The organism is Streptomyces davaonensis JCM 4913, from assembly GCF_000349325.1.
In the GTDB taxonomy this organism is placed as follows: domain Bacteria; phylum Actinomycetota; class Actinomycetes; order Streptomycetales; family Streptomycetaceae; genus Streptomyces; species Streptomyces davaonensis.
Window position 1 is genome coordinate 2,652,906 of the sequence record NC_020504.1, and the last position, 24,368, is coordinate 2,677,273.

25 protein-coding genes are annotated in these 24,368 nt (G+C 72.0%); 16 read left to right on the plus strand and 9 right to left on the minus strand.

Features of this window, described 5'->3' with window-relative positions:
• Position 1 precedes the first annotated feature (1 nt).
• From murC to BN159_RS11520, 3 genes are all read right to left on the minus strand, one after another.
• Positions 2–1,387, minus strand: a complete 1,386-nt coding sequence (gene murC, locus BN159_RS11510; RefSeq protein WP_015657140.1) for a UDP-N-acetylmuramate--L-alanine ligase — start codon at positions 1,385–1,387, stop codon at positions 2–4.
• Between the two features lie 74 nt (positions 1,388–1,461).
• Complete coding sequence (locus tag BN159_RS11515; protein ID WP_193384277.1) at positions 1,462–1,935, minus strand: indole-3-glycerol phosphate synthase; 474 nt, start codon at positions 1,933–1,935, stop codon at positions 1,462–1,464.
• 175 nt (positions 1,936–2,110) lie between these two features.
• Positions 2,111–2,881, minus strand: a complete 771-nt coding sequence (locus BN159_RS11520) for a pyrimidine reductase family protein (protein WP_015657142.1) — start codon at positions 2,879–2,881, stop codon at positions 2,111–2,113.
• A 92-nt stretch (positions 2,882–2,973) separates the two neighbouring features.
• On the opposite strand from BN159_RS11520, the gene zapE reads away from it, so the two are divergent.
• The 5 genes from zapE to BN159_RS11545 all read left to right on the plus strand — a co-directional run bounded on the left by zapE (position 2,974) and on the right by BN159_RS11545 (position 7,599).
• A complete protein-coding gene (gene zapE / locus BN159_RS11525) occupies positions 2,974–4,110 on the plus strand; it encodes a cell division protein ZapE (protein WP_015657143.1) in 1,137 nt (378 codons plus the stop codon).
• 94 nt (positions 4,111–4,204) lie between these two features.
• Positions 4,205–4,993, plus strand: a complete 789-nt coding sequence (locus tag BN159_RS11530; RefSeq protein WP_015657144.1) for a slipin family protein — start codon at positions 4,205–4,207, stop codon at positions 4,991–4,993.
• A 90-nt stretch (positions 4,994–5,083) separates the two neighbouring features.
• Entirely contained in the window at positions 5,084–6,487 is a 1,404-nt protein-coding gene (locus tag BN159_RS11535; RefSeq protein ID WP_015657145.1) for a PhoX family protein, read from the plus strand.
• Between the two features lie 62 nt (positions 6,488–6,549).
• On the plus strand, positions 6,550–7,398 hold the full coding sequence (locus BN159_RS11540) for a polysaccharide deacetylase family protein (protein ID WP_015657146.1): 849 nt from the start codon (positions 6,550–6,552) through the stop codon (positions 7,396–7,398).
• Positions 7,399–7,416: 18 nt separating this feature from the next.
• A complete protein-coding gene (locus BN159_RS11545) occupies positions 7,417–7,599 on the plus strand; it encodes a hypothetical protein (RefSeq protein ID WP_015657147.1) in 183 nt (60 codons plus the stop codon).
• On the opposite strand, the gene BN159_RS11550 is transcribed toward BN159_RS11545, so the two are convergent.
• Positions 7,591–8,262, minus strand: coding sequence for a hypothetical protein (locus BN159_RS11550; RefSeq protein WP_015657148.1), 672 nt, complete (start codon positions 8,260–8,262; stop codon positions 7,591–7,593). The genes BN159_RS11545 and BN159_RS11550 overlap by 9 nt on opposite strands.
• A complete protein-coding gene (locus BN159_RS11555) occupies positions 8,259–9,119 on the minus strand; it encodes an ABC transporter ATP-binding protein (RefSeq protein ID WP_015657149.1) in 861 nt (286 codons plus the stop codon). Before BN159_RS11555 ends, BN159_RS11550 begins: the two co-directional genes overlap by 4 nt.
• 53 nt (positions 9,120–9,172) lie before the next feature.
• Between BN159_RS11555 and BN159_RS11560 the strand changes: the two genes are divergently transcribed.
• From BN159_RS11560 to BN159_RS11590, 7 genes are all read left to right on the plus strand, one after another.
• Positions 9,173–9,904, plus strand: a complete 732-nt coding sequence (locus BN159_RS11560) for a peptidyl-tRNA hydrolase (RefSeq protein ID WP_015657150.1) — start codon at positions 9,173–9,175, stop codon at positions 9,902–9,904.
• A 128-nt stretch (positions 9,905–10,032) separates the two neighbouring features.
• Complete coding sequence (locus tag BN159_RS11565) at positions 10,033–10,821, plus strand: hypothetical protein (protein WP_015657151.1); 789 nt, start codon at positions 10,033–10,035, stop codon at positions 10,819–10,821.
• A gap of 231 nt (positions 10,822–11,052) precedes the next feature.
• Positions 11,053–11,544, plus strand: coding sequence for an AbfB domain-containing protein (locus BN159_RS11570; protein WP_051113498.1), 492 nt, complete (start codon positions 11,053–11,055; stop codon positions 11,542–11,544).
• Between the two features lie 144 nt (positions 11,545–11,688).
• The gene (locus tag BN159_RS11575) at positions 11,689–12,975 is read left to right on the plus strand and encodes a DUF692 domain-containing protein (RefSeq protein ID WP_015657153.1); all 1,287 of its coding nucleotides are present in this window, start codon (positions 11,689–11,691) and stop codon (positions 12,973–12,975) included.
• 82 nt (positions 12,976–13,057) lie between these two features.
• Positions 13,058–13,849 (plus strand): DUF4142 domain-containing protein, encoded by a 792-nt coding sequence (locus tag BN159_RS11580; RefSeq protein ID WP_015657154.1) that lies wholly within the window; start codon positions 13,058–13,060, stop codon positions 13,847–13,849.
• A gap of 95 nt (positions 13,850–13,944) precedes the next feature.
• Positions 13,945–14,718: a TIGR04222 domain-containing membrane protein gene (locus tag BN159_RS11585; RefSeq protein WP_015657155.1), complete on the plus strand. Its 774-nt coding sequence runs from the start codon at positions 13,945–13,947 to the stop codon at positions 14,716–14,718.
• Between the two features lie 125 nt (positions 14,719–14,843).
• Positions 14,844–16,424 (plus strand): alpha/beta hydrolase, encoded by a 1,581-nt coding sequence (locus BN159_RS11590; RefSeq protein ID WP_015657156.1) that lies wholly within the window; start codon positions 14,844–14,846, stop codon positions 16,422–16,424.
• Here the strand turns inward: BN159_RS11590 and hemQ are convergent.
• Together hemQ and hemG are read right to left on the minus strand one after the other, a co-directional pair.
• Positions 16,421–17,152: a hydrogen peroxide-dependent heme synthase gene (hemQ, locus tag BN159_RS11595; protein ID WP_015657157.1), complete on the minus strand. Its 732-nt coding sequence runs from the start codon at positions 17,150–17,152 to the stop codon at positions 16,421–16,423. The two genes, BN159_RS11590 and hemQ, sit on opposite strands and share 4 nt — an antisense overlap.
• Positions 17,153–17,157: 5 nt before the next feature.
• Positions 17,158–18,630, minus strand: a complete 1,473-nt coding sequence (gene hemG, locus BN159_RS11600) for a protoporphyrinogen oxidase (RefSeq protein ID WP_015657158.1) — start codon at positions 18,628–18,630, stop codon at positions 17,158–17,160.
• A gap of 197 nt (positions 18,631–18,827) precedes the next feature.
• On the opposite strand from hemG, the gene BN159_RS11605 reads away from it, so the two are divergent.
• Both BN159_RS11605 and BN159_RS11610 read left to right on the plus strand, forming a co-directional pair.
• Positions 18,828–19,739, plus strand: a complete 912-nt coding sequence (locus BN159_RS11605; RefSeq protein WP_015657159.1) for a DUF4349 domain-containing protein — start codon at positions 18,828–18,830, stop codon at positions 19,737–19,739.
• A 39-nt stretch (positions 19,740–19,778) separates the two neighbouring features.
• Positions 19,779–21,176 carry an FAD-dependent oxidoreductase gene (locus tag BN159_RS11610; protein WP_015657160.1) on the plus strand — a complete coding sequence of 466 codons (1,398 nt, stop codon included), beginning with the start codon at positions 19,779–19,781 and terminating at the stop codon, positions 21,174–21,176.
• Here the strand turns inward: BN159_RS11610 and BN159_RS11615 are convergent.
• Entirely contained in the window at positions 21,173–21,466 is a 294-nt protein-coding gene (locus BN159_RS11615; protein ID WP_015657161.1) for a hypothetical protein, read from the minus strand. The genes BN159_RS11610 and BN159_RS11615 overlap by 4 nt on opposite strands.
• A 96-nt stretch (positions 21,467–21,562) precedes the next feature.
• Here BN159_RS11615 and BN159_RS11620 point away from each other — a divergent pair, with 96 nt between their 5' ends.
• A complete protein-coding gene (locus BN159_RS11620) occupies positions 21,563–22,384 on the plus strand; it encodes a rhomboid family intramembrane serine protease (RefSeq protein WP_015657162.1) in 822 nt (273 codons plus the stop codon).
• Between the two features lies 1 nt (position 22,385).
• Here BN159_RS11620 and hemE read toward each other — a convergent pair whose 3' ends face one another.
• On the minus strand, positions 22,386–23,441 hold the full coding sequence (hemE, locus tag BN159_RS11625; RefSeq protein WP_015657163.1) for a uroporphyrinogen decarboxylase: 1,056 nt from the start codon (positions 23,439–23,441) through the stop codon (positions 22,386–22,388).
• Positions 23,442–23,682: 241 nt separating this feature from the next.
• Here hemE and BN159_RS11630 point away from each other — a divergent pair, with 241 nt between their 5' ends.
• Positions 23,683–24,318, plus strand: coding sequence for a DUF3000 domain-containing protein (locus BN159_RS11630; protein ID WP_015657164.1), 636 nt, complete (start codon positions 23,683–23,685; stop codon positions 24,316–24,318).
• Positions 24,319–24,368 lie beyond the last annotated feature (50 nt).

Here is a 24,368-nt window from a genome sequence, read left to right on the forward strand (position 1 = left end):
CTCACTTGGACAGACGGTCCAGGATCTGCGGGCCCAGGTCCGTCACATCACCCGCGCCCATGGTGAGAACGAGATCACCGGGCTTCGCCATTCCCGCCACGACCGAGGCCACCTCGGCCTTGTCGTGGACCGGGGTGACGTCCGCGCCCGCGGCCCGGGCCGCCTCGATGATCAGTTCGCTGGTGATGCCGGGGATCGGGTCCTCGCGCGCCGGGTAGATGTCCAGGACCAGGGAGGCGTCCGCGAGGGCCAGGGACTGGCCCATCTCCTTGCCCAGCTCCTGGGTGCGGGAGAAGAGGTGGGGCTGGAAGACGACCAGGATCCGGGCGTCACCGGCGGCGGCGCGCATGGCCTCCAGGTCGGCCGTCATCTCGGTCGGGTGGTGTGCGTAGGAGTCGATGACCTGCACGCCCGCGGCCTCGCCCTTGAGCTGGAGGCGGCGCTTGACGCCGGTGTAGGCGGCGATCGCCGGTGCCAGCTCGGTGGCGGGGACGCCGAGAGCCGCGCCCGCGGCGAGGGCGGCGACGGCGTTGTGCGCGTAGTGGCGGCCGGGGACGGAGACCGTGAAGGTGAGCTCCTGGCCGTCCAGGACCACGGTCACCTCGCTCTTCAGTCCCTGCGCGACCACCGACAGCACCCGCACATCGGCGTCCGGCGCCTCGCCGTACGTCACCACGCGCACGCCCTCGACGCGCCGCGTCAGCTCGCGCGCGCCCTCGTGGTCGGCGGAGATCACCAGCGTGCCGCCGGGCACGATCTTGCCCGCGAAGGTCTCGAAGGACTCGTAGATCTCGTCCATCGAGGCGTAGTTCGCGTGGTGGTCGAGCTCCACGTTGAGGACGATCGCGACTTCGGGCGCGTACTTGTGGAAGCTGCGGTCCGATTCGTCCGCCTCGGCGACGAAGATCTCTCCCTCGCCGTGCAGGGCGTTGGAACCGGGCGCGTCCAGGTCGCCGCCGATGGCGTACGACGGCTTCAGGCCCAGCTCGCTCAGCGACACGGCCAGCATCGAGGTGGTGGTGGTCTTGCCGTGCGTACCGGCCACCGCGATCGGCCGCAGGCCGTCCATCAGGGCGGCGAGCGCGTCGGACCGGTGCACCACCGGAATGCCCAGCTCGGCGGCGCGGGCCAGCTCGGGGTTGTCGGCCCGGATCGCCGAGGAGACGACCACACAGCTCGCGTCGTCGGCGAGATGCCCGGCGGCGTGCCCGATGTGCACGGTCGCCCCGAGCGCCCGCAGGGCCTCGGCGGTGGCGGACTCCTTGGCATCACTGCCCGCGACGGCGGCCCCGCGCTGCGCCAGGATCTTCGCGATGCCAGACATCCCGGCGCCGCCGATGCCGATGAAGTGCGGTCGGTCCATGGCGGAGGGAAGTCCGGCTGCCATGTGCATATCTCCCAAGATCCGGTACGACGATGAACGCGCCCCCAGCCTATGGGGTGCGCCGGACCCCTGAGGCACTAGGCCTTGCTGTGCGAGAACAGCTTCAGCACCGGTACCCCCACCTTGTGCCGGGCCCGGGAGGCCCAGTCGCGGTGGAAGAACTCCTCCACATAGTGCGGATCGGTCAGCACGATCACCTCGTCCGCGCCGGTCTCGGAGACCAGCGATCTGAGCGCGTCCAGCGGGTGGTCCTCGACCAGCCGCCCGTCCGCCTCGCTTCCGGACGCCCGCAACGCCGTGAGGGAGACCTCCAGGGCCCGCTCGCCGAACCCCTTCGCCTCCTCCCCTTCCGGGGTGTCGCCCTCCCGTGCCGCCTCGTCCAGCTCGCCCAGCGCCACGTCGTCGATGGCCCGCAACAGGCGATCGGCCTGGTCACCGCGCGGCTGGAGCAGCACATGGAAGGAGACCGCCTCGTCCCCGTGCAACGTGGTGACGAACTCCACGTCCGCGGACGTCAGGGCCTTCTCGATCATCAATACGCTTCTGAACACCAGGCGCCCCTTCTCCTGCAAGGCCGCGCAAGGCCCTGCGGAAACCATCCTGCCCCGTGGTCGCACGGGGACTGCGAGTTTTAGTGTGCCCGCCGGAAGCTAAACGGAACGGATCATTCCGCCGTTCTCGGGATCACAAGATCGAACCGTCACCCCGAGGCGCCCGCGACCCCCGTCAGGCCCGCCCGTACCGGGTGAAGAGGAAGCCCTCCTCCTCCAGCAGGGACACCAGTGCGAATTTCCTGGGCACCTCGACCGAGGGCCCCCCGGCGATCCGCTGTGCGTCCCCGGCCGCGAGCATCGGGGACACGGTCAGACAGATCTCGTCGAGCACATCGGCCGCCACGAACTGCCCGAGCAGCGTCGGCCCGCCCTCCGTCAGCAGCCGCCGGTACCCCAGCCCGGCGAGCCCCTGGACGACCCGCTCCGGCTCGACCCCGGCACCGTCCCCGGCGAGCACCACCCGGACGCCAGCCCGCTCCGCCGCGGCGATCCGGCCCGGGGCGGCGGAGGCACCGGTCAGGACCACGGTCGGCACCAGCGGCGAGGTGAACAGCGGAAGGGAGAAGTCCAGGTCGAGGCTGGCCGTGACGACCGCGACGGCCGGTGCGGGCCCCTGCCCGGCCGCCGCCCGGCGGTCCGCGAACTCCGCCCGCGCGCGGGCCGGCCGGTACCCCTCCTGCCGTACCGTCTGCGCGCCGACGACCACCACGTCCGCCAGCGCCCGCAGGGTGCCGAAGATCCGCATGTCGGTGGCGCTGGAGATCGGCTGCGACTTGCCGTCGTGCTGGGCGGCGCCGTCGAGGGTGGACACCATGTTGGCGCGCAGCCAGGGCTCGGCGGTGTCGGGATAGGCGTAGGCGTCGGCCAGCTCGGCGAGACTCCACTCCCGGTCCGCCGTCCCGGATTCGAGTGTCTGATCGGTCACAGGGAACAGGTGTCGCATGCCGGAAGTGTTCCACGGGGCGCGGGGGCGGGCCTCACGAGCGCGGGGCCGAGCCGGAGCGCCCTCCCGGCCACCCCCTAAAATCGATAGACGTGTCCTCCTCTCCCTCCGCCGGCGCCTCCACCCCCGGCTCCCCCACCGCCGGCGAAGCCCCCATAGCCGAAGCGGCCCCCGTCTCCCTCTGCTCCCGCGAGCCGCACGTCCCCGCGGACCGTCTGGTGGCCGAGATGGTCCCGCCGCCCCGCTTCGACTCGGTCCGCTTCAGCACCTACCTCCCGGACCCGAACCAGCCCAGCCAGACGGAGGCGGTCCAGGCCCTGGAGACCTTCGCGGCGGGCCTCGGCGGAGCGCACGCGATCGGCGGCTCCCCCAAGCGCGGCTTCTTCGGCCTCGGCAGGCCCAAGGCCCCGAAGACCCCGCCCGGCCCCCTGGGCGTCTACCTGGACGGCGGCTACGGCGTCGGCAAGACCCACCTGCTGGCCTCCCTCTGGCACGCCACCCCGGCCGAGCCCTCCCTCAAGGCGTTCGGCACCTTCGTGGAGCTGACGAACCTGGTCGGCGCCCTGGGCTTCCAGAAGACGGTGCAGACCCTCTCCGGCCACCGGCTGCTCTGCATCGACGAGTTCGAGCTGGACGACCCGGGCGACACGGTCCTCGTCTCCACCCTGCTCGGCAAGCTCGTCGACGCCGGGGTCGCGCTCGCCGCCACCTCCAACACCCTCCCCGGCAAGCTCGGCGAGGGCCGCTTCGCGGCGGCGGACTTCCTGCGCGAGATCCAGGGCCTGTCGGCGCACTTCCGCCCCCTGCGCATCGACGGCGAGGACTACCGCCACCGCGGTCTGCCCGAGGCGCCGGCGCCGTACTCCGACGAGCAGGTGACGAAGGCGGCGTACGCCACCGAGGGCGCCTCCCTCGACGACTTCCCGCATCTGCTGGAGCACCTGGCCAGGGTCCACCCCAGCCGGTACGGCGCGCTGACCGACGGCGTGAAGGCCGTGTGCCTGACCGACGTACAGCCGATTCCGGACCAGTCCACGGCCCTCAGGCTCGTCGTCCTCGCGGACCGGCTCTACGACCGTGAAGTGCCGGTGCTGGCCTCGGGGCTGCCCTTCGACCGGCTGTTCAGCGAGGAGATGCTGAAGGGCGGCTACCGCAAGAAGTACTTCCGGGCGATCTCCCGCCTCACCGCACTGGCCCGGGACGCGAAGCCGCTCGTCGAAGCCGCCTGAGCCGGACGAGGCAGGGCCGAGGCGTATCCGTACCGCAAACCTGGGCATATCGTCTAGTAAGCGGATATACCGGACCTCTGACAGGGAGGTCGTCATGGTCGAGGAGCTGCTCGCCGTGGCCGCTGCCGCCGGCGCCGCCGGGCTGGTCTACTTCGCCGCCGCGGCACGGGTCGTCAAGCAGTACGAGCGCGGGGTCGTCTTCCGGCTCGGGCGACTGCGCGGCGCCGTGCGCCAGCCGGGGCTCGCCGTGATCGTGCCGGGCGTGGACCGGCTGCGCCGGGTCAACATGCAGATCGTGACGATGCCGGTGCCGGCCCAGGAGGGCATCACCCGGGACAACGTCACGGTGCGGGTGGACGCGGTCGTCTACTTCAGGGTCGTGGACGCGCCGTCGGCGGTCGTGAACGTCGAGGACTACCGGTTCGCGGTCTCGCAGATGGCCCAGACCTCGCTGCGCTCGATCATCGGCAAGAGCGACCTGGACGATCTGCTCTCCAACCGGGAGAAGCTCAACCAGGGCCTGGAGCTGATGATCGACAGTCCCGCGGTCGGCTGGGGCGTGGGCGTCGACCGCGTGGAGATCAAGGACGTCTCCCTGCCGGACACCATGAAGCGCTCGATGGCCCGCCAGGCGGAGGCCGACCGGGAGCGGCGGGCCCGGATCATCAACGCGGACGCCGAACTCCAGGCCTCGAAGAAGCTGGCCGAGGCGGCCCAGCAGATGGAGGACACCCCCGCCGCACTCCAGCTCCGCCTGCTCCAGACGGTCGTGGCGGTGGCCGCCGAGAAGAACTCCACGCTGGTGCTGCCGTTCCCGGTGGAGCTGCTGCGATTCCTGGAAAAGGCCCAACAGCCGCTGCCGGAGCGCCGCGACGGAAAGTGAACACGCTCTACGCGCGTGGTTCACCTGGCCGGAACCAGATGATAGACACGGCGTCGACACAGTCCTGTCCGCCAGCAGGAAGGTTCCAGCATGTCCGACCACGGCACTCAGAGCCGCCGTCAACTCCTCGCCCGCACCGGCGCCTTGGGCGTCTCGATCGCCTTCGCCGGAAACCTGACCGAACTCTTCGCGGGCACCGCCGCCGCGCAGACCATGGGCCACACGGGTTACGGCCCCCTCGTCCCCGACCCGAACGGTCTCCTCGACCTGCCGGAGGGCTTCCGCTACCGCGTGCTCTCCCGCGAGGGCGATCAGCTCCGCTCCGGCGAGGGCAAGGTGCCCTCCAACCACGACGGCATGACGGCCCTGCCCGGCCGCCGCGGCCGTGTCCACCTGGTCCGCAACCACGAGAACCGCAACACCGCGAAACTCCCCGTCCCGACGGTCGAGGGCCTGACGTACGACCCGCAGGGCAAGGGCGGTTGTACGGCCCTCACGCTGGACGTGCACGGCGAGGTCCTGGCCGAACGGGTCGCCATCGCCGGTACGGCCGTCAACTGCGCGGGCGGGCCCACCCCTTGGGGCACCTGGCTGACCTGCGAGGAGACCGAGGACAGAGCGGGCACCAACGGCTACACCAAGGACCACGGCTTCATCTTCGAGGTCGACCCGGCCGACCCGCACCGCAGCGGCGCGGTCCCGCTGACGGCGATGGGCCGCTTCCAGCACGAGGCGGTGGCGGTGGACCCGAGAACCGGCATCGTCTACGAGACCGAGGACGCCTTCCAGAAACCCTTCGGCCTCTTCTACCGCTTCCTGCCCACCCACCCCCACGGCGGCGCCGGTTCCCTGCGCGCGGGCGGCCGCCTCCAGGCGATGCGGGTGCCGGGCGTACCGGACCTGTCGTCGATCCAGGAGCCCGGTACGACCTTCGACCGCGTCGACTGGGTCGACGTACCGGACCCGCTGGCCGCCGAAACCCCCATCCGCCACCAGGACTTCGGCCGCAAGGGCATCACCCACGCCCAGAAGCTGGAGGGCTGCTACTGGGGCGGCCGCTCGGTCTACTTCGTCTCCTCCTACGCCCGCAGCGCGGAGGGCTCGGCGGCCGACCACTACGGCCAGATCTGGCGCTACGACCCCACCCACCGCCGCCTCACCCTGGTGATCGTCTTCGGCCCCGACACCGACATCCAGCTCCCCGGCGAATCCCCCGACAACATCTGCCTGGCCCCGTCGGGCGGCCTCATGGTCTGCGAGGACGGCAGCGGAGCCCAGCACGTCTACGGCGTCACCCGCCACGGCGAGGTCTACGCGATGGCCCGCAACGCCCAGGCCCTCACATCAGCCGCTACCGCGGCGGGCGGCACCCCGGAAGCCCCCGAGTGGGGCGAGTTCGCCGGCGTCACCTTCTCCCCCGACGGCCGCACGATGTACGTCAACTGCTACACCCCCGGAACGACCTTCGCGGTGCAGGGCCCCTGGCGTAGGTGACGCGCGCCGGGGCGCGGGCGGCAATCCGGAGCTTGTCCGATTAGTCCCGTTATGTTCATTCGGTGATCATTCGAGTACGACAAGTCACCGCCGCCTGCGCCCTGGCCACCGCCCTCTCCGCCTGCGCCTCCCCCGAGGCCGAGGCTCCCCGAGCCGCCCGCCCCGCACCGGCGGCGGCCTCCGCAGCTCCCTCCCGGCCGCCGACGCTGGCGCCGGGGCCCGCCGGGCTGACGCCCGTCTTCGAGAACGGGCCCCGGTCGTCGGAGAAGGTCGTCGCGCTCACCTTCGACGCCGATATGACCGCCGATCAGGGGGCTCGGGCGACCAATGGGGAACGGTTCGACAATCCGCGGCTCATCGCGACGCTGCGGGCGCTGAAGGTCCCGGCGACCGTGTTCATGACGGGGCGATGGGCCGAGGAGTACCCCGTGCAGGCACGCGGCATCGGACGGGATCCGCTCTTCGAGGTCGCCAACCACTCCTACAGCCACCACGCCTTCACCGGGGACTGCTACGGGCTGCCCACCCTGTCCGAGGAACGGATGCGCGGCGACGTCGAGCGGGCGTACGACGCCTTCCGCAAGGCCGGTGTGCCGGGCGCCATGCCGTACTTCCGGTTCCCCGGCGGCTGCTACGACCGCGCCGCGCTCAAGGCCCTGACCCCGGCCGGGGTCACCGCCGTGCAGTGGGACGTGGTGAGCGGGGACGCCTTCGCCACCGACGCCGACGCCGTGGCCCGGCAGGTGCTGGACGGGGTGCGGCCGGGGTCGGTCGTCGTCATGCACTGCACCCGCAGCGCCGCCCCGGCCACCGAACGCGCCGTCCGCACGATCGTCCCCGAGCTGCGGCGCCAGGGATACCGGTTCGTGAAGGTGTCCGAGCTGATCGGGGCCGCCCGCGCGGAGCGGTGAGCGCTCTACGCTGGACTCATGAGCGACAGCGACTACTGCACGATCGCCGACGCGACCAAGCCGCCCAAGGCCGACGGTCCTCCGTACGCCGAGTGCGTGCTGTGCCGGGAGCCCACGGAGTACCCGGAGTCCTTCAAGGGCATCACGCTCTGCCCGGTCTGCGAGTGGCGGGAGGCCGAGCGGACCGCCTGCTCAGGGTGATCTGCGGGAGCAGAGCACGCAGGCCAGGGCGATCGCCGCGGCGGCGAAGAGAGCGGCGGCGACCAGGGGCAGTGCCGACACCGGGACCGTGCCCGAGCGGGAGCCCGTGACCAGTCCGCTCACCGCCGCCTGCGCGGGCGAGCCGGTCAGCACCACCGACAGCAGCGCAGCGAGGAGCATCGCGGGTATCGCGCGACCCGTCGTGCGCAGCACCGGCCAGGTGGTCAGCGCTCCTACGGCCGTCCCCAGCAGCGCGCAGACCAGCGCGGCGACCAGTCCCGCGGCGCCCGCCGGAAGCCGCGGAACCTCCGCCTGATAGTCGGCGGTCCTCGGATCACTGATCAGCGTCACCACGACCGTCGCCACTGTGCCGAGCGTCGCCGCCGCCGTCAGCGCGACCAGGAGCGCGGCCAGGTGGGCCCGTCCCGGTCCGACGGCCGCCGCCACGACGCCCCGGGCCGCGGGCGGTTCGCCGGTGACGCAGATCCGCACCAGCCAGGCAGCGACCGGCAGCAGGGCCGCCGCCGCGTAGCCGAGCGAGTCCAGCACCGGCTGACCGCCCTGGACGCCCACGGCCAGGAAGACGGCGTAGAGCAGGAACGGCGGCAGCCAGCGCTGGGAGCGCAGCAGCAGGGCGGTCTGATAGCGGAGCAGCGCGGTCACTGGGCTTCCTCTTTGCCCACGGTCACCACATGCCACGGAGGGCGGGCCGTCAGCAGGGCTCGGAGCAGGACGTCGGAGTGGGATGCGGGGACCGTGATGCGGTAGCTGCCCGCGGTGGTCTCCTCGAGAGCGGTGAGAGGGAGCCGGGCGGTCTCGGCGGGGAGGGTTCCGCCGCTCGGACCCTGCGCGACCACGACCGTCCGCGGCCCGGCACCCTCCTGCGAAGTCCGTTGTTCCGTACGGCGGTTGACGGAGCCGCCGCGGACCGTGCAGATCACGTCCGGGACTCCGGCCAGCCGCCGTGGGTCGTGGTCGACGAAGACCACGGAGGCCCCGGCGGCGGTGCGGTCCGCGACCGCGCGTTCCAGTTCGGCGCGGGCGTCGGCGTCGAGGCCGGTCCAGGCCTCGTCCAGCACCAGCAACTCCGGCTCGGCGAGCAGTGCCTGGGCCACGGCGACCTTCTGGCTGCTGCCCTTGGAGAGCTGGGCCATGGGCGTACGGGCGTATCCGGCGGCGCCGAAGCGCTCCAGCCAGTCGCCTGCGGCGCGCCGGGCCGACTCGCGGGACAGGCCGTGGACCGTGCCCAGGTGGGTGAGGTAGCCGAGGGCGGTGAAGGGGAGGGCCGTGGGGAAGCGCTCGGGGACGTAGGCCGTGCGGGGGCGGCCGGTGATGCGGCCCTCCGTGGGGGCGTCGATGCCGGCGAGCAGGCGCAGGAAGGTGGATTTTCCGGTGCCGTTCGCGCCCTCGACTCGGGTGAGTGTTCCGGGAGCCATGGCCAGGTTGACCGCCCGTAAGACCCAGGGTCCGCGCAGGCCGTAGCGGCGGCCCACGTTGTCCAGGCGAAGATCGCGTTGCATGAGGCCATCCTGTCGTACTCGCGAGAGCCGATCTTCGGGCTGGCAGACTTGGAATGGTGAGCCAAGAACCCACCGCCTCCGCCGACAGTCCGTTCCGGTCCGAAGCCACCCCCCGCGACCTCGCGCCGCAGTTCGTGCTGCCGCTCGTCGTGCGGATCGAGCGGGCCGCGCCCCCTGCTCGTACCGACGCCCTGGAGACCGCCGCCCGTGCCGTGCTGGTGCTGCTCTCGGACGAGCGGGCCGGTGGGGACGGGGAGTGGGCCGAGGCCATGCGGGACTGGCAGGACGCCCGGATCCGGAAGGTCGTACGGCGGGCTCGGGGCGCCGAGTGGCGGAAGGCGGAGGCACTCCCGGGGATCACGGTGACCGGGAAGTCCGCCGAGGTGCGGGTCTTTCCGCCGGTACCCCTCGACGGGTGGCCCAAGGAGCTGGCCAAGCTCCAGGTGTCCGGCACCGATCTCGACGATCCGGAGGTCCCGGTCGCGGCGGATCCCACCGCGCCGGTGCTGTGGCTCAACCCCGACCTCGACATGTCGGCCGGCAAGGCGATGGCCCAGGCCGGGCACGGCGCCCAGCTCGCCTGGTGGGAGCTGTCCGAGGAGGAGCGTACGGCCTGGCGCGACGCCGGGTTCCCGCTCGCCGTACGGACCGCGCCCCGCGACCGCTGGACCGGCCTCACCACCAGCGGTCTGCCGTTCGTCCGGGACGCGGGCTTCACGGAGATCGCCCCGGGCTCCTGCACGGTGGTCGCGGATCATCCGTCCCTGCGGCGGGACGAGCGGTGATGGCATGATCAGGTCGGGTTTCTGATCAGTAACCGACTTGCTCCACGGGGGAGTTCACATGCGTCTGTCGACGCGCGAAGGTCGTTTCGTCGTGCCCGTCGGGCTCGTGCTCGGTCTGCTGACGGCCTGTGGCAGCGGGGGCGAGGGCGGCGCAGGGACACCACGGCGTCCGCCGTCTCCGACGAAGAGGTCCGGGCGGTGAGCGTGCTCGACGGCGAGGAGCTGGGATCGCCCTGCTCGCCGCGTTCTCCGTCACCGAACCCGGCTCCGGCACCACTCCCGACCGGCCCCTGATCGAACTCACCGCCGTCGCCGCCGACTCCGGCAAGCGCCTGTGGACGGCCACGCTCGAACGGCCCGAAGGACACGAGGAGGGCGATCCCTACCTCGCCGGGGCCGATGCCACCACCGCGGTTCTCACCTTCGATGGTGACAGCGATGCCGTGAGCGTCGGCGTCTCCCTCGCCACTCGGCAGACGACCTGGACCGAGCAGGGCTTCGACGCCCGCTTCGTCGGCACCGGCGTTGTCGTGGGGCGCGGCGGTGCCACCGTGGAGGGCCGCAGGACGGCCGACGGCAGCAAGGCGTGGACGTATCTGGACCGCCTCGACGAGACCGAGCTGAGCCCGGTCGGTGGCGGTCTGTTCACGGCGGTCGTGGGCGCGCCCTTCGAGTCGGAGACCCGGATCGGCGACCTGCTCGCCGTCTCCACCGGCAAGCCGCCCGCCGGACTCCGGGCCGGGCGCACGCTCAGCGAGCCGGACGAGCTGTCCTGCTGGTGGGCCGAGGGCTCCGCCGTCGTCTGCGAGGTCGAGAAGGACTTCGACGAGCGGGTCATCGCCCTCGACCCGGAGAACTGGGCGGAGTTCTGGTCCTTCTCGGGCCTGTCCGGCGGGTCGCGAGGGCAACTACTGTGACGCCCTGCGGAAAGCTCGCGTCGACGATTTGTTGAAATCCAGGGTCCGGGAGCCATGTTCGACCTGGGTGGCCGGATGCTACGCCCGTACGCGCGGGAGGGCACCCATTACGCCGCCATCCGCAGGAAAGGGGCGATCCGGGTTGGTGGGGCCGGCCGGGCGGAGAGACGCTTTCCTGAGGGCGTTTTCCTGACTGGCGATCCCTCCGACGGCTGCAAGGGAGTGCGCACCATGGGTTCCTCACTCAAGTCCTTCAACCTCGACAATCACTTCGTCCGGCACGCGAACTTCCTGGGAGAGCTGTCGGCCGTCGCGAGCGACCTGGACCGCACCGACGCCACCTTCGACATGGTGAACGGCCTGGCCGACCGCAGCCTCGTGTCCTTCCGGTCCGTCAACTTCCCCCTCCACTTCCTGCGGCACCAGGACTTCCGCGTCAAGCTTCACGAGGGGCCGAACACCCCGCTCGTTCCCCCCGGGTCGACGCCCCCGCCCGACTCCCCGGAGATGCAGCTGATGCGGAAGGACGCCACGTTCGCCATGGTCCCGGGACTCGCAGACCCGAACGCGGTGTCGTTCCGGTCCTTCAACTTCCCCGACCGGTTCCTGCGGCACAGGGATTTCCACCTCTTCGTCGAAGAGGTCCACAGCGACCTGGACCGGAAGGACGCGACGTTCACGGTGGTCCCCGGACTGTCGCCGGAGCCGCCGGGACCGCACTAGGGCCCGTGCCGACGCATCGGACACGCCCTGGGCCGGGCCGACCCCGCGCCCAACCTCAAATGTTGCTCTGAAGCCCGGGCCGGGGGGATTCACCGCCCGGCGCCCGGGCCATACCCCCTGCACATGTGGAGTAGGGGGACAGTTATGGAGCGACTGGGGACGGGTATCGGCTGGCGGCCGGAGATCGCGGAGGCCGTGGAGGCGATGCCGGGGATCGACTGGGTCGAGGCCGTCGCCGAGAACGTATGTCCCGGGCATCTCCCGGAGTCGCTGCTGCGGCTGCGGGAGCGCGGGGTCACCGTCGTCCCGCACGGTGTCTCGCTCGGGCTCGGCGGGGCGGAGCGGCCCGACGCGGACCGGCTGACCGCGCTCGCCGAGCGGGCCGAGGCGCTGGGCTCGCCGCTGGTCACCGAGCACATCGCGTTCGTGCGGGCGGGCGGCCCGCTCACCGCGTCGCCGCGCCTGGAGGCCGGCCATCTGCTGCCGGTGCCGCGCACCCGGGACGCCCTGAAGGTGCTGTGCGAGAACGTCCGGATCGCCCAGGACGCCCTCCCCGTGCCGCTCGCCGTGGAGAACATCGCCGCCCTGTTCTCCTGGCCCGGCGAGGAGATGACCGAGGGGCAGTTCCTCTACGACCTCGTCGACCGCACCGGCGTGCGGCTGCTCATCGACGTCGCCAATCTGCACACCAACCACGTCAACCGGGGCGAGGACCCGGCCGAGGCGCTCGCCGAGGTGCCGCTGGAGGCCCTCGCGTACGTCCATGTCGCGGGCGGTTTCGAGCGGGACGGCGTCTGGCACGACAGCCACGCCCACCCGGTCCCGCGGCCCGTGCTGGACATCCTCACCGACCTCGCGTCCCGGGTCGCCCCGCCCGGTGTGCTCCTGGAGCGCGACGAGAACTTCCCCGAACCAACCGAGCTGGAAAGGGAGTTGGACGAGATCCGGGCCGCCGTCGACAAGGGCGGCAGGGTAGCGGACGCCCGGCCCGCCCCCTCCGGCACCGCACCGGAACCGGCCGGCGACGACGAGGCCCGCGGGCGCCTCGCCCTGGACCAGGCGGCGCTGCTCTCCGCCCTCGTCGCCGGGACCCCCGCCCCCGAGGGCTTCGACCGGGCGCGCCTCGGCGTACAGGCGCGGGCGCTCGCCGCGAAGCGGGCGGATGTGGTCGCGAAGGTCGCGCCCGAGCTGCCCGTGATCCTGGGCCCGCGATACCGGCCGAATTTTCTCGCCTACGCCCAGCGCAACCCCATGACCAGCGGCTATCGCCGTGACGCGCTCGACTTCGCCGGTCAACTGCTGCACGGGGAGACAGCGTTGGAGACGCACGCCAGGAAGGAGTTGAACCAGTGGTGGCGGGAGCGCTCGGGCCCGGCCCCGCTCGCGCACTCCAGGCTGGCGCGGATACGGCGGTCTCTGACCCGCCGGTGAACGAGGGGCCCTGATTAGTCGTTAATATGCCCATCCCACCCCTCGAAACGCACTGACGTGCGGTGCCGAAACTGGAGGCACCATGCGACCGCGACCGCCCGTCCCCGGCCGGGGCATCCTCAGCGGAACCGGACTCATCATCACCGGCCTGACGGCGACCCTCGTGGCGCTGATCGTCCCGATCTGGTCGTACGCCGACCGCTCCGGGACGGGTCAGGACGTGCTCAACGCCGAGACCGTGTCGACGGAGTACGGCCCGCTGTCGGGCCTGGACCGCGAGTTCATCACCAAGGTGCGGCTGGCCGGGCTCTGGGAGCTGCCCGCAGGTCAGCAGGCCCAGCGCAAGGGCGGTACGGCCGCCGTGCAGACCGCCGGGCAGCATCTCGTCGAAGGGCACGCCTTCCTGGACGAGCGGGTCCGCGACGTCGCCGCCAAGCTCTCCCTGTCGCTGCCCAACGAGCCGAGCGAGCAGCAGCGCGAGTGGCTCGGCATCCTCGACTCCGCCCAGGGCGCCGAGTACGACTGGCAGTTCGCCAACCTGCTGCGTCTTGCGCACGGCAAGGTGTTCTCGGTGGTCGCCCAGGTCCGCGCGAGCACCCGCAACACCCTGGTGCGCGAGCTCGCCAATGACGCCAACACCACGGTGCTGGACCACATCACCGTCCTGGAGGCCACCGGGTACGTCGACTTCGACGCGCTGGCCCGGGACATGGCCGACGGGAGCACTCCCCCGCTGACCCGTTCCCCGGCGCCGCCGGGCCCGGTGACCGACCCCTCGCCCGCGATCCCCGTGACCCCCTCGCCGGTGCCGACACCGACGTACACCCTGCCGCCCGCCGCCAGCCGCCCGCCCACCAATGCCAGTGAGTCGTGACAAACGACCCAAAACCGCAACCATTAATTGAGGAACCCCCGCGGCGAGCAACCAAGTCCGCGAGAGCGGCGGCGGTTTAGCCGCAAAATGGAGCCATGTTCTGGGTCCTTCTTCTGCTCCTGGCCTGGGCCGTGGCCGGCACCGCCTGCACCCGGCTGTGCCTGGCCGCCGTACACGCGGCGGCCGCGGATGTGAACGCGGGCCGGGAACACGATCTGACGCTGTACGAGGCCGCGTTCCTGTCCGGCGGCCCCCGCCGGGTCGCCGATCTGACCCTGGTCTCCATGGCCCGCCAGCGCCGGCTACTGCTCGCGCGTACGGGCTGGGCGACGGTCGTCGACCCGCGCGGCCGCGACGACATCGAACGGTCCGTCATAGGGGCCATCGGGCCCGAGGGGCAGTCCCGTATCGAGCCGGTACGGGACGCCGCGGCCGGTGCGGAGGCGGTGGGCAGCCTCGCCGACCGGCTGGTGCGGGCGGGCCTCGCAGTGCCGGACGGGGCCCGGACCGGGACCGCGGCGGCGGTGCGGCAGGTGCAGTTCGCCGCGGCGGTCGTCCTCGTCCTGGGCGCGACCGCGCTGCTGATGCCGGGCGCCGCCGACGTGCCACGGCATCTGGTCGCCCTCTGGTTCGGGCTGCCCCTCGCGCTCACCCTGAGCTGTCTGGCCATCGCCCGGGTCGAGATCCACCCGTACTCGCGCTGGGCCTCCCCGGCCGGACAGCGGCTGCTGGGCACCCTCGCCCGGCACACGGCCGGCGGGGACGACCGCCGGTATCTCACCACGGTCGCCGTCCGCGGTGTCCGCGCGATAGGCGAACCCGACCTGCGGGCGGCCTTCGAGCACCGCGAGCCCCTCCGGCGCCACTGACGCCATCGGCTCGCGGAGGAGCGCACAAGGGGCATTGACGCCGACACCGGCGGACGGTGCTTGCCTTCGCCGACGACCGAACGAACCATCCCTTTTGTTGCGTCCGCGCACCGAAGGGACACGCGATGAGAGCCCCCGCCCTCTACTCGGCCGCCGGGTCGTTGCTCCTGACCACCCTCGCCGCCGCCCCGGCCGACGGCGCGGAGGCCGTGCCCGGCCTGGCCGAGCTGCGCGGCACCGTGGTGGCCGCCGAGCGCGCGAAGGACGCCGGCATCCGCTTCGGCTCCTGCTCCGAGGGACAGGACATGCCGGGCAGCCTCCGCTGCGGCACGGTGAACGTCCCGCTGGACTACGCGGATCCGAACGGCAAGCAGATCAAGCTGACGGTCAGCCGGGTACTGGCCACCCACAAGGACCCGCACAACAGCAAGCGCCGGGTGCCCCGGCAGGGCGCCCTGGTCTTCAACCCGGGCGGCCCCGGCGCCTCGGGCATGTACTTCCCGCTGATCGGCCTGATGCCCGAGTGGAAGCGCATCGCGGCCGCCTACGACCTCGTCGGCTACGCCCCGCGCGGGGTGGGCGACAGCGCCCCGCTCTCCTGCCAGGACCCCAAGAGGTTCTTCAAGGGCCCGACCCAGGCCCCCCTCCACCCCTCGGAGTCGTACAAGCGCGAGCGCATCGCGCAGGCGAAGGCGTACGCCCGCGGCTGCGCCCAGCGCTCCGGCAGCGCGCTGCGGCACTACCACTCCCTGAACAACGCCCGTGATCTGGACGTCCTGCGGGCCGCGCTGGGCGAGGAGAAGCTGACGTTCATGGGCGCCTCGTACGGCACGTACTACGGCGCGCTGTACGCGACGCTCTTCCCCTCGCACGTGCGGCGGATGGTGTTCGACGCGGCGGTGAACCCGGAGCCGGAGCAGATCTGGTACCGCAACAACCTCGACCAGTCAGCGGCGTTCGAGAGCCGCTGGGCGGACCTGCGGGAGTGGATCGCCAAGCACCACAAGGTGTACGGCCTGGGCGACACCCCGGCGAAGGTGCTGCGCAGCTACCTCAGGGCGAGCGCGCGGCTCGCCGCCGAACCCGCGGGCGGCAAGGTGGGTCCGGGGCAACTGCACGGGGCCTTCCTCCAGGCCGGGTACTACGACGACTACTGGCCGCTGCGCGCGGAGGCGCTGTCGGCGTACCTCAAGGGCGATCCGCAGCCGCTGATCGACATCGCGGCGCCGGTGACGGAGGCGGCCGCCGAGGCGGAGAACAGCAAGGCGGTGTACACGGCCGTCGAATGCAACGACGGGCCGTGGCCCACCGAGTGGCGGGTGTGGGACCGGGACAACACGCGGTTGGCGCGGGTGGCGCCGTTCGAGACGTGGGACAACGTGTGGGCGAATCTGCCCTGCGCGTACTGGCCCGCGCCGCGTCAGTCGCCCATCGATGTGCGAACGGGGCCCGGTGAGCTGCCGCCGACGCTGATTCTTGCTGCCGAGCGGGATGCCGCGGCGCCTTATGAGGGGGCGCTGGAGTTGCACCGGCGGCTGTGGGACTCGGTGTTGGTGACCGAGCGGGACGCGGGGACGCACGGGATCGGGGGCGGTCCCAACAAGTGCGTCAACGCGCATCTGGACGCGTACCTGCTGGAAGGGCGGCTCCCGGTGCGGCGCGCCGCGTGCGCACCGCACCCGGAGCCGAGCCCCGAGAAGTCCTAGGCCAGCTCTGCGACCAGGTCGGCGACCGACTTCCTGCGGCCCGTGTAGAACGGGACCTCCTCGCGGACGTGCATGCGGGCCTCGGACGCGCGCAGGTGGCGCATCAGGTCGACGATGCGGTGCAGTTCGTCCGCCTCGAAGGCGAGGATCCACTCGTAGTCGCCGAGCGAGAACGAGGCGACGGTGTTGGCGCGGACGTCGGGGTAGCCGCGGGCCATCTTGCCGTGGTCGGCGAGCATGCGGCGGCGGTCCTCGTCGGGCAGCAGGTACCAGTCGTAGGAGCGCACGAAGGGATACACGCTGACGTAGTCGCGGGGCGTCTCGTCGGCGAGGAACGCCGGGATGTGCGAGCGGTTGAACTCGGCGGGACGGTGCAGCGCCATGTTCGACCAGACCGGCTCCAGCGCGCGGCCGAGCTTCGTGCGGCGGAAGAGGTTGTACGCCTCCTGGAGCTGATCGCTGGTCTCGGCGTGCCACCAGATCATGACGTCGGCGTCGGCGCGCAGCCCGGACAGGTCGTAGGTGCCGCGGATCGTCACGTCCTTGGCGGCGAGCTGGTCGAACAGCTCCTGGACCTCGTCGGCGTAACCGCTGCGGTCCTCGGGCAGGACGTCCTTCAGCTTGAAGACGGACCAGAGGGTGTAGCGGATGACCTCGTTGAGGTCCTTGGCCAGCTTGCCCTTGTTCGGGATCCTGCCGGACTCGGTGGTGGGGGCGTCGTCACTCATGTCCCTCATTCTCCTGCTCCTCCGTGCAGACTCTGCACCGGGTTGGCGGTGAGCTCCTGCACTGCGCGCAGGTCACCGTGGATCTGGTCGACGGCGGCATGGGCGCTCGCGATGCACGCCGGGATGCCGACCCCGTCGTAGGCGGCACCGCACACGGCCAGGCCCGGGACGCGGCCGAGGTGCTCGCGGATGCGCGCCACGCGCGCGTGGTGGCCGACGGGGTACTGGGGCAGACCCTCGGTCCAGCGGGTGACGCGGGTGGCCACCGGGGTGGCGTCGAGGCCGGTCGCCGCCTTGAGGTCGTGCCGGGAGACGTCGACGAGGGCGGCGTCGTCCCGCTGGAGGATCTCGGTCTCGCCGTAGCGTCCGACGGAGGTGCGCAGCACCAGCAGGTCCGGGTCCTCCTCGGCGATCCAGCCCCACTTCCGGGAGGCGAAGGTGGAGGCCTTGATGGTGTGGCCGTCGACGGGCGGCACCAGGAATCCGCTGCCCTCGGGGAGCGCGGTCCCGGCGCGGCGGTAGGCGAGGGTGATCAGGGCCATGGAGGCGTACTCGACGGCGGTCAGCTCGGCCGCGGCGGCGGGGACCTCGGCGCGCAGCAGTCCGGCGGCGACGGGGGCGGGTACGGCGATGACGACGGCGTCCGCGCGCAGTGTCCGGCCGCCGGTGACGATCCGCCAGCCGTCCGGCGCGCGGCGCAGCCCGGTCACCGGGGCGCCGGTGACGATCTCGCCGCCCCGGGCCCGCACCGACTCCGCGACGGCGAGCGGAAGGGTGCCGATGCCGCCCTGGATGCCCATGAACACCGGGCCGGACTGCTGCTGGTGGGCGGCGGCCTTGGCCTGGATCTCGCGGACCGCCTCGGTCAGGGAGTCATGGGTCTGTGCGGCCTGGAAGAGCTGGGGGACGGCCGAGCGCATCGAGATGCGGTAGGCGTCGCCCGCGTACACCCCGCCCAGCAGCGGCTCGACGAGACGGTCGACGACCTCCCGGCCCAGCCGCTCGGCGACGTACGCCCCGACCGCCACGTCCTCGCCGACCTCGGTGCGGGGCAGTTCGGTGTCCCGCTCGATGCGGGCGAGGCCCTCGTCGGAGAGCACTCCGGCGAGGGCGGCGGCGGTGCCGGGGACGCCCATGACATGACCCTTGGGCATGGGGCGCAGGGCGCCGCGGGTCCACAGGGAGGCGGTGGCGGTGGCCGGCGGCTGGAGGCGCTCGGCGAGGCCGACCTCGCGGGCCAGACCGACGGCCTCGGGGCGGCGCGCGAGCATCGACTCGGCGCCGAGGTCCACGCGGACGCCCGCGATCTCGCCGGGCAGCAGCTTGCCGCCGACCCGGTCCGCGGCCTCCAGCACGGTCACCCGTCTGCCCTCGGCGAGCAGCCGATGCGCGGCCGCGAGGCCGGCGATCCCGGCGCCGATGACGACGACATGTCCGCGTTCCGCTGGAGTGTCCGAATCCGTGTCCGCTGCGTGCATGATCCCACTCTCTCAAACCCCACTGACACTCCCGCCAGGGCCGTTCGGCCCGGACCCGCCGCCGACCGGCGGCCCCCGTGTGCCCGGCCCGAGTCCGGACCGTGACCGCATCGGAACCGGCGGAGGCCAACGTCCGGGCCCGGTCGGGCGTCGAAGGAGCATTCAAGGCCCGTCACAACCCTCGGGGGGTACGCCTCATGCGCTCACGACGTTCCGTTCGACCCGTCCATGCAGCGGCCGGTCTGCTGCTGGCCGCGGCCCTGGCGCTGACCGGGTGCAGCGGCGCCAACGACTCCAACGACTCCGCCGGCGGCAGCAAGGACGCCGCCCAGTCCGAGGCGCGGAGCCCCGAGGGCGCCGCGGCCGGGGACGCCGGCGCCGACAAGGCGGCCGCCCCGCCGAAGGTGACCGCGAGCCACATCATCCGTACCGCCTCGCTGACCGTGCAGGTCAAGGACGTACCGAAGGCCCTCGACGAGGCCCGCGCCACCGTCGAGAACGCGGGCGGCTACGTCGGCAACGAGACGACCAGCCGCGACGGGAAGGGCAGGGAGCGCACCCGGGTCGTGCTGCGGGTGCCCGTCGACTCCTACGCGGACGTCCTCGCCGATCTGGAGGGCACGGGCAAGCTGCTCGACCGCACGGCGAAGGCACAGGACGTCACCGACCAGGTCGTGGACGTGGAGAGCCGGATCAAGACGCAGCGGGCCAGCGTGGCCCGGATCCGGGAGCTGATGGACCAGGCCACCAAGTTGAGCGACGTGGTGACGCTGGAGGGCGAACTGAGCTCCCGCCAGGCGGACCTGGAGTCGCTGCTCGCCCAGCAGGCGTCCCTGAAGGACCGTACGAGCCTGGCCACCATCACCCTGTCGCTGTCCGAGACGCCGGTGAAGAAGGCGGTCGCCGAGGACGACGACCCGGGGGTCGTGGACGCGCTGACGGGCGGCTGGGACGCCTTCGTGACGATGCTGCGGTGGATCGTCATGGCCGTCGCCGCGATCCTGCCGTTCGCGGCGGGCGCTGCCCTGCTGATCGTGCTCTGGCTCCGCCTGGTCCACCCCCGTCTGAACCGCACCTCCGAGCCCGCGCTCGGCCCCGAGGAGGACTGACCGCGAGCCCGAAATGATCTGCGCCCGTAGCGTGTTCGCATGAACATGAGCCTTGGGCGGGGTACACGGGAACGGCTGGTCGTGATCGGCGGCGACGCCGCGGGAATGTCCGCGGCGTCGCAGGCGCGCCGGATGAGAAGCGCCGGGGAACTGGAGATCGTGGCCTTCGAGCGCGGCCACTTCTCCTCCTACTCGGCGTGCGGCATCCCCTACTGGGTGGGCGGCGACGTCTCCGCGCGGAACGAGCTGATCGCCCGCACGCCCGAGGAGCACCGCGCGCGGGACATCGATCTGCGCATGCGCACCGAGGTCATGGAGATCGACGTGGCGGGACAGCGGGTACGCGCGCGTGACGTCGATTCCGGGGCCGAGTCCTGGACGTCGTACGACAAACTCGTGATCGCCACCGGTGCCCGGCCGATCCGGCCGGAGATGCCGGGCGTGGACGCGCCGGGGGTGCACGGCGTGCAGACGCTGGACGACGGGCAGGTGCTGATCGACACGCTGGCACGCACGCGTGGGCGGCGCGCGGTGGTGGTCGGGGCCGGGTACATCGGCGTGGAGATGGCCGAGGCGCTCATCAACCGCGGCTACGAGGTGACCGTCGTCAACCGTGGCAAGGAGCCGATGTCCACGCTCGACCCGGACATGGGCCGGCTGGTGCACGAGGCCATGTCCGGGCTCGGCATCACCATGGTCGACGACGCCGAGGTCACCAAGATCCTCACCGGTGCCGACGGACACGTCCGCGCGGTGGCGACTCAGGACGCCGAGTACCCGGCGGACGTCGTGGTCCTCGGCATCGGCGTCCGCCCGGAGACAGCACTGGCCCGGGCGGCGGGGCTCCCCCTCGGCGCCCACCAGGGACTGCTCACCGACCTCGGGATGCGGGTGCGCGGCCACGAGAACATCTGGGCGGGCGGCGATTGCGTGGAGGTCCTCGACCTGGTCTCGGGCCAGCAGCGGTACATCGCCCTGGGCACCCACGCCAACAAGCACGGCCAGGTCATCGGCACCAACGCGGGCGGCGGCTACGCCACCTTCCCCGGCGTGGTCGGCACCGCGGTCAGCAAGGTCTGCGACCTGGAGATCGCCCGCACCGGGCTGCGCGAGAAGGACGCCGACCGCGTCGGCCTCCAGTACGTCACGGCCACCATCGAGTCGACCGGCAGGGCCGGTTACTACCCCGGCGCCTCCCTGATGACGGTGAAGATGCTCGCCGAACGCCGCACGGGCCGCCTCCTGGGCGTCCAGATCGTTGGCCGCGAGGGCGCCGCCAAGCGGGTCGACATCGCGGCAGTGGCCCTGACCGCAGGCATGACGGTCGAGCAGATGACAGCCCTGGACCTGGGCTACGCCCCACCGTTCAGCCCGGTCTGGGACCCCGTACTGGTAGCCGCCAGAAAGGCGTCAAAGGCGGTGGCGCAACGCCCCTAAGCCGTCCCGCTGATCCTCGGCAGCGAAGCCACGGACGCACTCGACGGAGCAGCCACCGGCTGCTCCCCACTCCCGAGACCCGGCTTGGCATGCGCCGCGGACGCCCGCACGGACCGCAGCCGGTGGCTGACCGCCTCGTCCAGCGTCACCGGCCGCCCCGTCTGCGCGGCGAGCCGACCGGCCTCCTGGCCGAGCCGTGCGACGTCCTCCCACGGCAGCCGCACCACCACGGAGAGCTCCGCCTCACCATCCGGCAGCGCGTGCATCGAAGGAGCCACTCGATCGTTCATCGCCCGTCCTCACGTAGACCCGGTTGAGAAGCCATACGCGCGCGGGGGCACCGGCGTTCACCGATTCCCGGACCTCATCCGGGGAAGAAGACAACCGTGGTCATTCCCGTCCATGACGTGAACCCCGTACGGGGCACCCCTTGGGTGACGTACGGCCTGATCGCCGCGAACGTCCTCGTCTTCCTGGCCATGCCCGGCACGATCGCCGTCGCCGGGGAGAGCCAACTGTCCCAGGTGTGCCAGCTGCACGCGTTCCTGGACCACTACGCGGCGGTGCCAAGGGAGTTGATCCACGATCAGCTGCCCGGTCTGGTCCCGACCGGCGAGATCGCGGCCGGCCCCCAGGGCCCTGGCTGCGTGATCGGCGAGCCGGGCTACGACAAGTCACCGGCCCTGTCGGTCCTCACGGCGATGTTCCTGCACGGCGGCTGGCTGCACCTGCTCGGCAACATGCTGTTCCTGCTGATCTTCGGCAACAACATCGAGGACCGCATGGGCCATGTGCGGTTCCTGCTGTTCTACGTCGTCTGCGGCTACGCGGCCGGTTACGGCTTCGCGCTCCTCAACGACAACTCCGGCGACCCCCTGATCGGCGCCTCGGGTGCCATCGCCGGGGTGCTGGGCGCCTATCTCGTGCTGTATCCGAAGGCCAGGGTGTGGGTGCTGGTGCCGTTCCTGATCTTCCTGCCGCTGCGGCTGCCGGCCTGGCTGGTGCTGGGGTTCTGGTTCGTGCTCCAGGCGGTGTACTCCTCCGGCGAGGGCATCACCGACGCCGGCACCGTCGCGTACACGGCGCATGTCGTCGGCTTCCTCGCGGGCATGCTGCTCGCCTGGCCGCTGAAACCGGGCACCCCGCCGCCACCGGAGCCGCGCGGCCTGCTGTTCGGCAGGCGGGCCCGGCCCCGGTACCCGGGGTGAGTCAGCGCGCGGTGCGGGTGTGGACGTAATCCACGAGCCGGGTCAGGCTGTCCGGGTCGGTGTTCGGCATGACGCCGTGGCCGAGGTTGAAGACATGGCCCTCCAGGCCCGCCGCCGCGTCGAGGACCTCCTGGGTCTTGGTCTCGACGGCCTCGGTGGAGGAGAACAGCACGGTCGGGTCGAGGTTGCCCTGGAGCGCCTTGCCGGGGCCGACCCGGCGGGCCGCCTCGTCCAGCGGGACCCGCCAGTCGACGCCGACGACGTCCGCGCCCGCCTCGCCCATCAGGCCGAGCAGTTCACCGGTGCCGACGCCGAAGTGGATGCGCGGGACGCCGTAGCCCTCGACGGCCTTGAAGACCTTGGCGGAGGCGGGCATCACCGAGCGCCGGTAGTCGGCGGGGGCGAGCGCGCCGACCCAGGAGTCGAAGAGCTGCACCGCGGAGGCACCGGCCTCGATCTGGACCTTCAGGAAAGCGCCGGTGATCTCCGCGAGGCGGTCCAGCAGATCGGCCCACAGCTCGGGGTCGCCGTACATCATCGCCTTGGCGTTCTCGTACGTACGCGACGGTCCGCCCTCGACGAGGTAACTCGCGAGGGTGAAAGGCGCGCCCGCGAAACCGATCAGCGGGGTGGCGCCGAGTTCGCGGGTGAGCAGGCCGATGGCCTCGGTGACGTAGGAGACGTCCTCGGGGGTCAGGTCACGCAGCTGAGCCAGGTCGGCGCGGGTGCGGATCGGGTTCTCGACGACCGGGCCGACGCCGGGCTTGATGTCGAGGTCGATGCCGATGGCCTTGAGCGGGACGACGATGTCGCTGAAGTAGATCGCCGCGTCCACGTTGTGGCGGCGCACCGGCTGGAGGGTGATCTCGGTGACCAGCTCGGGACGCATGCAGGACTCCAGCATCGGAATCCCCTCGCGCACCTTGCGGTACTCCGGCAACGAGCGCCCGGCCTGCCGCATGAACCACACGGGCGTGTGCGGCACAGGCTCCCGGCGGCAGGCCCTCAGGAAGGCGGAGTCATGCGTGGCGGTCGGCGTCGTCTCGTGTGCACTCACGCGGAAAGTCTCGCATGAAGGCGCACACCCGCTGTCCCCACCTCAGGGGCGCGGGGCTGTATCGATTTGCGGCTCCGCCGCGGGGCGCGACAAGCCCCCCGCACACCCGCACTCGGCACACAACCTCAGGCCCCTCCCCCTTGGCCGCCCCGGAACATCGCGGGTGTCTACGCCAGCGCAGCCGCTCCGTTCCCCTTAACCTTCCGGCATGGCTGCGGCTCAGGGACGAGTGTCGGGTGGAATGGATGACGCGAAGGACACCGGGGAGGTGGACGGGCAGACGAGCAGTTCGGCGCCGCCGGTCTTCCGAGCCGCGGTGGAGGCCCTGCGCAGCAGCCGGCTGAGGCCGCAGATCGAGGTGGAGTCGACACGCGCGCCCCAACGGCTCGCCCCGCACGCGTACGCACTGGAGGCCACGGTCGTCGACGGCGACCAGGATCTCGCGGACGGCCGCCTGGTGCTGCTGCACGATCCGGCCGGGCACGACGCCTGGCGGGGCACGTTCCGGCTGGTGACGCTGGTGCGGGCGGAGCTGGAGCCGGAGATGGCGGCGGATCCGCTGCTGCCGGAGGTGTGCTGGTCGTGGCTGACCGGGGCGCTTCAGGCCCGCGGTCTGGCGTGCGGCGAGCCCAGCGGCACGGTCACGCGGGCGAGTTCGCACTACTTCGGCGGACTGTCCGAACGCCCGTCGACCTCGCAGATCGAGATCCGCGCCTCCTGGACCCCGCGCGAGGGCCTCGGCGGGGTGCCGGACACCGCGGGGCATCTGGCGTCGTGGGCGGATCTGCTGGCGCAGATCGCGGGACTGCCGCCGGCCGGTCCCGGTGACGCGGCGGTGGTGACGCTGCCGCAGCGCCGGGGACCGCAGTCGCGCTAGAACGGTCGCGCCGGACCGGGACGATCAGACAGGCATGAGTCGCGAACGTG